Source organism: Treponema sp. R6D11 (genome assembly GCF_054786075.1).
In genome coordinates, this window is the sequence record NZ_BDHD01000010.1 from 25,853 (window position 1) to 32,263 (window position 6,411).

The window sequence follows — 6,411 nt, forward strand, 5'->3', positions numbered from 1 at the left end:
CTTTAAGGTACAATGGTTTTTATGAAAATAATTACTCTTGGCGATGAATTGCTAAGGCAAAAAGCAAAAAAAATAGATAAAATTGACGAAGATATGTTAAATATCGCATATAAAATGCTGGAAATCATAAAAAGGGACAAGGGGGTAGGGCTTGCGGGACCGCAAATCGGGTTTATGAAGCGTATTTTTGTCGTTCATGTAGAGGGTGATGAGGAAAGGATATTTATAAATCCGTCGATTTTGGAAACATCTCATGCTACTTCCAAATATGAAGAGGGTTGCCTTTCCGTTCCCGGTATTTATGCCAATGTAATACGCTCAGAATCGATTAAATTGCAGGCTTGGAATGAAAAAGGGCGACCTTTTACCATGGAAGCGGGCGGGTTGCTAGCCAGAGTCATTTTACATGAATATGATCATCTTGAGGGAGTCTTGTTTTTGGATCATGTGCCTGAAAAAACACGCGAAAATCTTCTTGCAAAATACGAAAAATCGTCCGCAGGAGCGAAAGCTTGAGAGTTCTGTTTGCTGGCAGTCCTTCTATCGCGATTCCGTCTTTGGAAGCGGTTTACAGGCAGGAGGGAATTGAGCTTGCTGGCGTGCTTACAAACTCCGACAGTCCCAAGGGGAGGCATGGTACGCCGGAACCTACAGATGTTGCGTCTGCGGCTCAAAAAATGAACGGAGTACCTATTCTGAAGCCGGAAAAACTTGACGCTTCCGCAAGAGAGCAGGTTGCTTTTTTAACCCCCGATATTCTTGTTTCCTTTGCATACGGACATATTTTTGGTCCCAAATTTTTGGCTTTATTTCCCCTTGGCGGGGTAAATATTCACCCCAGTCTGCTCCCAAAATACAGGGGACCGTCGCCGATACAGGTGGCAATTCTTAACCGCGACTCTGTAACGGGGGTTACAGTACAGATGTTGGCGCATGAAATGGATCAGGGGGATATTCTAGCGGTTGAAAAAATTGAGTTGTCGGGCAGGGAGACGGCAAGCTCTCTTGGCGAATTGGCGGCGCAAAAAGCCGTGCGGTTGCTTATTCAGGTTTTAATGAAAATTAAAGACGGGACTGTAACAAGAACGGCGCAAAACCATAATGAAGCCAGTTATTGTAAATTAATTACCAGAGATGACGCTCTTATAGACTGGTCTTTAAGCGCCGCTCAAATAGAAGCGAAAATACGCGCTTTTGACCAAGGACCCCTATGCAGGACTATTCATAATGGGCGGGAATTGTATATATTAAAAGCTGATATATTCAAAGGGCAGGCACAGGAAAAAAGCTTCGGGCAGGTCTTGGGAATAGATAAAGAAAATGGTATACTGATACAAACAGGAGACGGAATTCTTTCTGTTACACAGTTGCAGTATCAGGCAAAAAAAGCGCTTGCTTGGCGTGATTTTTTAAACGGAGCGCGGGATTTTTTAGGCTCGCAACTTGGAAATTAGGCGGAGAAGGTTATGCGGTTTGATTTAAGATCAATAGAAGACTATGTGGCGAACCATTTAAGAATGTTTATTTTTTCGGTCGCCGGATTAATAATTTTTGTAGGCATTATTGCCATTTCTGTTTTCTTTTATGCCGTACACGGCGAAGAACAGACAATGGTTCCCGATGTCAGAGGCAAGGAATTAACGGAAGCCCTGCTTGAATTACAGATAAAGGAATTATATCCTCGTTTACAACTGCGTTATTCGCAAACTTCAAGGGATAAGGGATTTATTCTTGAACAGGAGCCAAAACCAGGAACCATTGTAAAAGCCGGACGCCGTATCCGTCTTGTTGTAAGCCAGGGAGTAATCGTAAACAAGGTGGAGAATTTTATCAGCCGGAATATTGATGAAGTAAGAATGGATTTATTGACTCTTCAGGCGGCTGCGGGAGGTCTTCCTCTTCTTTCGATAAAAGAGCCGATAATGTACGATTATTCAAATGAAAGCCCCGGTATTATTCTTGCTCAAAAACCGGAAGCGGGAACAGATATTTCCCACCCCATATCTTTGGAATTTGTTGTAAGCAGAGGAAGAGAAAACCTTACCATAAATGTTCCGCAGTTGGCGGGATTATCGCTGTCCAAAGCGTTGGAAATAATTTCCGGTACGGGAATTAATTTTATATTTGTTATAAAGGAAATAGGTCTTAACGAAAACGGCGAAACCGTTACGGAGCAAATTCCAACATCAGGCACTAATATTTCCGTTAATACTCCGGTACAGCTTACTGTAACGCGCCCGGAAAATATTGCGAATAACGAAATTTTTGACATATACAGATTTACAATACCGCAAAACCCGTACCCGCTTCCCGTGCGGCTTGAAGCGCAATTGCCTTCGGGCGAAAAAGTACGGCTATTTACTGTTAATTACATGGGCGGAGAATTTACAGTTCCTTATAAATTGCCTGTGGAAAGCGTGCTTATTTTATCAATGTTAAATCGTGAGCTTAACAGAGAGACTGTAGGTCATTAATCGGCGTTTAATCCCGTAACATTATCTACAGGGACGGAAAAAATAATTCCCTGAGCTTTGCTGTTAAGACCGTGGTTTTCGCAAATAGAGCGCATAATAGTCTCTTTGTTTTTACGCGCGGTTAAAATAAGAATTAATTCTTTTTCGTCCTGCACGGAAACGCCAAAAACTTTTACAGCTCCCCTGTGCGCCGTTCCGCGCGAGTGTATTATTGTGCCGCCTGTGGCTCCAGCTTCTCTTGCGGTATTCATCAATTCGTCGCTAAATCCCTGATTAATGATAGAGATGATAAGGTCATGGGAATATTTATCAGCCATATTTTCTCCTTCGCTTTTTATATCGTCAGCGGTAATTTTTTCATTCTTTAAAATACTTTGTTTAAAAATAAGTAGAATAGGATCGTTAATCGCGGAAAGAGGAACAGAAAATGCGATTCCCGCCCCCGGTCCGTAATTTTTTAATTTTTTTCTTACTTCCTTCATCAATAATGGCACGCCTACTTCTTGTTCTAGACAGATTATAACGGCTTTTTCGCTGGAGCCAATCCCCAAAAGATTAAGAACATCCGATGAAGCCGTGCCTTTTCCAAGACTGGTAAAGTGAAAACGCACATTTTCTTCCGTGCAAACATCGGAAACAGTATTTGCGTTGCGCCGATCAACGATAAAAAATATCAATTTAAGTCTTGGAACGTTTTTTTGCCTTTTTCTCGTCGGTTTTTCAACCGATTCTCCTCCGGAAAAGATTTTTTCTAACAGGGATTTTTTTGCCATTTAATTAGCCTCCCCGTAAATATGAATTTTTCCCCAATCAATAACAGCGCCGTCCGCAGAGGTAATGGCTTTTGTTTGCATAACAGTCATTTCCGCGGCTTCTGCCGTCTTAACTTTATAGACAAGTCCCATTAGCTGAATTACAATCAGCGGAGTCATTGCGATTACGGCGACAATGCCAAAGGCTTCTACAAGTATATTCCCTTTAAGCCCTTCGCAAGCTCCTATGGCAAATGGCAGTAAAAAAGTAGTGCTCATTGGACCGGAGCATACGCCGCCTGAATCAAACGCGATGCCTGTAAAAATTCTGGGAACAAAAAATGTAAGCCCCAAGGCAAGAGCGTAACCAGGTATTAAAATCCATGCGATTGGGATATGCAAAAGAATTCTTGTCATGGTAATGGCAAGAGCTGCCGCCATTCCGACAGCAAGCCCGCGGCTCATCATTTTTACGGTGATAGCGCCTGAGGAGATTTCTTCTACCTGCTTGTTAAGCACGTGTACCGCCGGTTCCGCCGCGACAATATAGTAGCCTATGACGATTCCAAGCGGAATTAATACCCATTTAAATTCCGAAGCCGCAAGTTGGGAACCTAAAAGTTCTCCTACAGGAATAAATCCGACGTTTACCCCTGTTAAAAAGATTACAAGCCCTATCAATGTATAAACAAAACCTATAGCTATACGACCAAGCTGACGGCGTTGGTATCTGCGCGTAAATAATTGGAATACGATAAAAAACATAACGATAGCGCCTAAAGCATAAGATACGTCTTTTAAAAAGTTTGGCAGTTCATGAGCAAAATAATTGGCAACATCGCGTGAAGTTTGCGCGTCCTGAAGAACATATTTTTCCATTTCTACGGCTTCGGGTTTGTAAAAAATGCCAAGTAAAAGCACCGCAAGAATTGGTCCCACGCTACATAACGCCACTAAACCAAAACTGTCGTCCATAGAATCTCTATCGCTGCGAATCGACGCAATACCGGCTCCCATTGCTAGGATAAAAGGGACAGTAATAGGACCTGTTGTAACCCCGCCTGAATCAAAGGCGACGGGAACAAAAGTTATTGGAGTAAAGCATGCAACCGCAAAAGTAATAATGTAAAAAATTACCAACAGCAATGAAAGCCGTATTTTTAAAAGCGAGCGTAATACCGCGATTACAAGGAAGATGCCTACGCCGACGGAAACTGTCATTATCAGGCTTATACTTGGAATGGACGGGACTTCCCTGGCAAGCACCTGTAAATCAGGTTCGGCGATTGTAATAATTAAACCAATTATAAATGTTATTAAAATTATTATAAAGAGCTTAGAACTTTTTGTAAGGTGAACGCCAACACCCTCTCCCATCTGCATCATTGCCATATCCGCGCCCAATGTGAAAAAACCCATTCCGACTATCAGCATGGCGGCTCCGGCAAGAAACATCAGGATAGTTCCCGACGGCAAGGACGTGAGGAACACGCTGACAATGAGTACAATAACTGTAATTGGAAGCACCGAATAAAACGCTTCCATGATTTTTTCTTTAAGTATCTTGTTCATAAATGGCAAGTACAGTATAGAAAATATGGTATTTTTTTACAATGGTATAAAAAAAGACTGTTCGCTTTGACCACTAAGTGGTCTGGCGGACAGTCCTTAAAAAATGCTTTAAGTTTATGGACTAGGGTGTAACCGAGAACTTAACGAGAGTATAGAAGTTTTCGCCGTTTACTACACCTGTTACTGTTAGATTATAATCTCTTGCTGAAGAGAACTCATTAACAGCTGGATAAGTAGCAAGAGTAGTATTTATAGTATAGGTAGCATTACTAGTACGAGAAGTAGAACTTAAGCAGTACCATGCAAAACTGCCGGCAGTATAAATAGATGAATTTGTTATTGTGAATTCAATTTTATCACCCCGGTTGAGGGAAATTATAGTGCCTTCAGTATATGAAATATATGTATTATTACTAGGGTTAGGGTCGGGATTAATACAATATTCTATCGTTGGGTTTTTATCTGAGGCACTAAAAGTAATATCACCAGAACCGGATTGATATATAGCGTTGAAGTAATTAAGCCCAATACTAAATATATAAGAACTGTCCAAACCTATATAAATATGCACTATATGCATGAAGGTAACTGTGTCGCCGCCTACCTGTAATGTAAATTCTATAGAATAAATTCCGTTTTTAAGCGTAATAGTGTCGCCACTGCCAAATTGAGATTTAATAGATATAGTTTGTACTCCAGTTCCATTTGCGCTTATCGGAGTAATTGTCATGTTAGCAGTGGTAATATCAGCGGTGGTTATATTGGTATTATCAAGAGTATATGTGAATGTTCCATCGTCTGATCCATCAGTTAATAATCTTAATTCAATTGCTTTATGGGCTATTTTACCCGCGTCAATAGCTACAGTAACTGGTAATACGTTAGATGCAACAGCTACTGTACCACCACCACCATCAGATATATAACCAACTACTGTAAGATCATAAACTCCCGGATCAAGGATTATTGGATTTGTCATAGCGGCTTTTATGATCCTGTTAGACCAATGTGTACCTGTTGTATTAGGTGTAAAGGTAAACAAAAATTAAACAAAGTCACCTATTGTTAGTCCACTAGTTGGTAAAATAGTACGGTTAATTTTTTCATTAAAACTTAACCTAACCGCACCTTTTCCGTCAGGCGGAGTAAAATCATCGGTATACTCATTCCCGCTACCGATGTCGTTACTGCACCAGGTTGTTACAAGCATTACTGTTACTGCCAGCAATGCAGCCGCCGCGACAAAGAAGCCGCGTTTTTTTGTAAATGTTTTCATTTTCTTTCTCCTTCCTTATTGTTTATATTTAAACTTTTTAATTTCATTTTATGACTCCACCTTTATGTTAAAAGAGGTTCCATATACTTTTTCATTGTCTTCTTTTGTAACACCTACGACCGTTACTTTATATTCCCTGACATTTTTAAATGGCTCATTTGCGACGCTTGCGGTAAATTTTGCCCCACTTTCAGTGACTCCAATTGTTAATGGAATGGCGCTAATGCAGTACCATTCAATTTGGGAATAAATATTATTATTGGTAACGAATATAACCGCTGATTCTGCAGTGCTTTTTCGTATAAAAACGGTTTCTCCTTCCTGTAGCGTGAAATTA

Annotated in this window: 8 protein-coding genes; 3 read left to right on the forward strand and 5 right to left on the reverse strand. The window is 40.8% G+C overall.

Annotated features, from left to right (window positions below; translation table 11 throughout):
* Nucleotides 1–21: 21 nt before the first annotated feature.
* From def to ACYVTD_RS02360, 3 genes are read left to right on the forward strand one after another with little or no spacing between them, the layout of a single operon-like run.
* Nucleotides 22–516 (forward strand): peptide deformylase, encoded by a 495-nt coding sequence (gene def, locus ACYVTD_RS02350; protein WP_461246171.1) that lies wholly within the window; start codon nt 22–24, stop codon nt 514–516.
* On the forward strand, nt 513–1,454 hold the full coding sequence (gene fmt / locus ACYVTD_RS02355; RefSeq protein ID WP_461246172.1) for a methionyl-tRNA formyltransferase: 942 nt from the start codon (nt 513–515) through the stop codon (nt 1,452–1,454). The genes def and fmt overlap by 4 nt, the downstream gene beginning before the upstream one ends.
* Before the next feature lie 12 nt (nt 1,455–1,466).
* Nucleotides 1,467–2,474 carry a PASTA domain-containing protein gene (locus tag ACYVTD_RS02360; RefSeq protein WP_461246173.1) on the forward strand — a complete coding sequence of 336 codons (1,008 nt, stop codon included), beginning with the start codon at nt 1,467–1,469 and terminating at the stop codon, nt 2,472–2,474.
* On the opposite strand, the gene ACYVTD_RS02365 is transcribed toward ACYVTD_RS02360, so the two are convergent.
* The 5 genes from ACYVTD_RS02365 to ACYVTD_RS02385 all read right to left on the reverse strand — a co-directional run.
* Entirely contained in the window at nt 2,471–3,247 is a 777-nt protein-coding gene (locus ACYVTD_RS02365) for a P-II family nitrogen regulator (RefSeq protein ID WP_461246174.1), read from the reverse strand. The genes ACYVTD_RS02360 and ACYVTD_RS02365 overlap by 4 nt on opposite strands.
* Nucleotides 3,248–4,798 (reverse strand): DUF1538 domain-containing protein, encoded by a 1,551-nt coding sequence (locus ACYVTD_RS02370; protein WP_461246175.1) that lies wholly within the window; start codon nt 4,796–4,798, stop codon nt 3,248–3,250.
* Between the two features lie 121 nt (nt 4,799–4,919).
* Complete coding sequence (locus ACYVTD_RS02375; RefSeq protein WP_461246176.1) at nt 4,920–5,777, reverse strand: hypothetical protein; 858 nt, start codon at nt 5,775–5,777, stop codon at nt 4,920–4,922.
* A 66-nt stretch (nt 5,778–5,843) separates the two neighbouring features.
* Nucleotides 5,844–6,074 (reverse strand): hypothetical protein, encoded by a 231-nt coding sequence (locus ACYVTD_RS02380; protein WP_461246177.1) that lies wholly within the window; start codon nt 6,072–6,074, stop codon nt 5,844–5,846.
* A gap of 48 nt (nt 6,075–6,122) precedes the next feature.
* On the reverse strand, nt 6,123–6,411 hold a 289-nt coding region (locus ACYVTD_RS02385; protein WP_461246178.1), incomplete at its 5' end, for a hypothetical protein.

Bases quoted from the DNA above. Each gene is read 5' to 3' on its own strand.
- ACYVTD_RS02360 (WP_461246173.1), top strand. From the start codon at position 1,467: ATGCGGTTTGATTTAAGATCAATAGAAGACTATGTGGCGAACCATTTA.
- ACYVTD_RS02375 (WP_461246176.1), bottom strand. From the start codon at position 5,777: ATGACAAATCCAATAATCCTTGATCCGGGAGTTTATGATCTTACAGTA.
- def (WP_461246171.1), top strand. From the start codon at position 22: ATGAAAATAATTACTCTTGGCGATGAATTGCTAAGGCAAAAAGCAAAA.
- ACYVTD_RS02365 (WP_461246174.1), bottom strand. From the start codon at position 3,247: ATGGCAAAAAAATCCCTGTTAGAAAAAATCTTTTCCGGAGGAGAATCG.
- ACYVTD_RS02380 (WP_461246177.1), bottom strand. From the start codon at position 6,074: ATGAAAACATTTACAAAAAAACGCGGCTTCTTTGTCGCGGCGGCTGCA.
- ACYVTD_RS02370 (WP_461246175.1), bottom strand. From the start codon at position 4,798: ATGAACAAGATACTTAAAGAAAAAATCATGGAAGCGTTTTATTCGGTG.